The organism is Acidocella aquatica (assembly GCF_030160635.1).
GTDB lineage: Bacteria > Pseudomonadota > Alphaproteobacteria > Acetobacterales > Acetobacteraceae > Acidocella > Acidocella aquatica.
The window spans coordinates 1-1567 of the sequence record NZ_BSOS01000002.1 but is presented as its reverse complement, the minus strand read 5'-3'; the positions used below and the strand labels follow the sequence as shown (position 1 = coordinate 1567).

The window sequence follows — 1567 nt, the reverse complement described above, 5'->3', positions numbered from 1 at the left end:
GCGCGCTGGGTGGGTTGCCGGCCGGGCTTCTTCCTGCCGATCCGCGTACTATCGCGGCTGTTCCGCCGGCTGTTTCTCGAGGCGTTGCAAGGCGCATTCGAAGCTGGCGAGCTTAGCTTCTTCGGCGATCTGACGGGCCTCGCTGAACCAGATGCCTTTGCAGAAAAGCTGCGGGCGCTGCGCCAAATCGAATGGGTGGTCTATGCCAAACCACCATTCGGCGGCCCAGCCCAGGTCCTCGCCTATCTCAGCCGCTATACCCACCGCGTCGCCATCTCAAATTCCCGGATCACCGAAATCAGTGAGCAATCAGTTACCTTCCGCTGGAAGGATTATCGCCATCACGGCAAGACCAAGCTCATGACCCTCGATGCCGATGAATTCATCCGCCGGTTTCTCCAGCATACCCTGCCCGACGGTTTCCATCGCATTCGCCATTATGGGGTCCTCGCCAACGGGCACCGTGCCGCCAAAATTACCCTCTGCCGGAAGCTCCTGGCCGTACCTTCGCCCGGCCCCACAATCACAGCCAACGTAGTGGCCGCGTGTTCGCCAACCCTGCCGCCATCAGACACCTGCCCATGCTGCGGCGGTATGATGATCACTCTCGTGGTAACCTCCGGACCACGCCCGTTGCGGCGTCCAACCTGGTACGACACCTCATGAACAGCCACCGCTTCAACCAAGAAAATTCAATCTGGCAAAACGGCGACATGCGTGCCAGTTGTGAATGCTTTGTCGGTAAAGCCGGAGTCAAGCCGCTCTTTCAAAGAAACCAGCGCCGTCGAACCCACGAAGGTCTACCCTACGACGATCAGCACACCGTCACCGGCATGAAACAGACCAACCAAGCCGAAATGGCGGCCATACAGTTCGCCAAAATCAGATGCCGAGACCCCAGCGAAGCGCCACTATCCCCATAGTTGCCCTACGGCCGGCGGTTTCGTTCAATCCGGTTTCTGTGAGGTCGCGCACCGTCGTCGCGGCGCCGCGACGACGGTGCGCGACCTCACAGAAACCTTTAGATTCACTGCGCCTCAAGAGAAAGGCTGCAGCTTGGGACGACGACTTCCTCGCCAGCATCATATCAGCGTAAAACTTTCACCCGATTCCCCTGAATCCTGAATGCAATGGAATCGGTGGCAGCTTCCCATCATTTCAGTTGGATGGATTGAGCAACATTCACAAACGCCAAGTAAACCTCTTCTTGTCAGGGTGCCAACCCCGTGTGGTAAATCTCTGCTATTTCCCAAAACCAATCGTCGTCCAGATCAACCGTGCGGCTTTCCTCGACCAGGCGATCCGCTGCGTGGTCGAAAAATGCGTAGCAGACCTCTTGGTCGTCGTGGCGAGCATGATAGGCAATTCCGTCGAAAATCTGACCAAGGCCGCGGATCGCTGCGGACCACGATTGTGGAACATCGTATGGCAGGCCCGAATGCGTGACCTCGGCGGTCGCGCCGACTCGTGCGAGACCCGGACCGGCTAGTTGAAGGAGACTTAGCCCGGATTATGCAGGACTGCTGGCGAGCATAGCGTAAACCGTTGATTTGATGTAAGAATTGGT

At 57.8% G+C, this 1567-nt stretch carries 2 protein-coding genes and 1 pseudogene; 2 read left to right on the top strand and 1 reads right to left on the bottom strand.

The annotated features are described in order from the left end of the window. The coding region (locus QQJ84_RS00085; protein WP_456304801.1) for an IS91 family transposase at nucleotides 1–666 on the top strand (666 nt) is incomplete at its 5' end. Beyond that, complete coding sequence (locus tag QQJ84_RS00080) at nucleotides 663–923, top strand: hypothetical protein (RefSeq protein WP_284255836.1); 261 nt, start codon at nucleotides 663–665, stop codon at nucleotides 921–923. The genes QQJ84_RS00085 and QQJ84_RS00080, both read left to right, overlap by 4 nt. A 287-nt stretch (nucleotides 924–1210) precedes the next feature. Here the strand turns inward: QQJ84_RS00080 and QQJ84_RS19395 are convergent. Further along, a pseudogene (locus tag QQJ84_RS19395) lies at nucleotides 1211–1450 on the bottom strand (RES domain-containing protein); the annotation flags it as partial. Between the last annotated feature and the right edge of the window lie 117 nt (nucleotides 1451–1567).

What these genes read in the sequence shown, in the direction of transcription:
- QQJ84_RS00080 (WP_284255836.1), top strand. Translation starts at nt 663, where the DNA reads ATGAACAGCCACCGCTTCAACCAAGAAAATTCAATCTGGCAAAACGGC.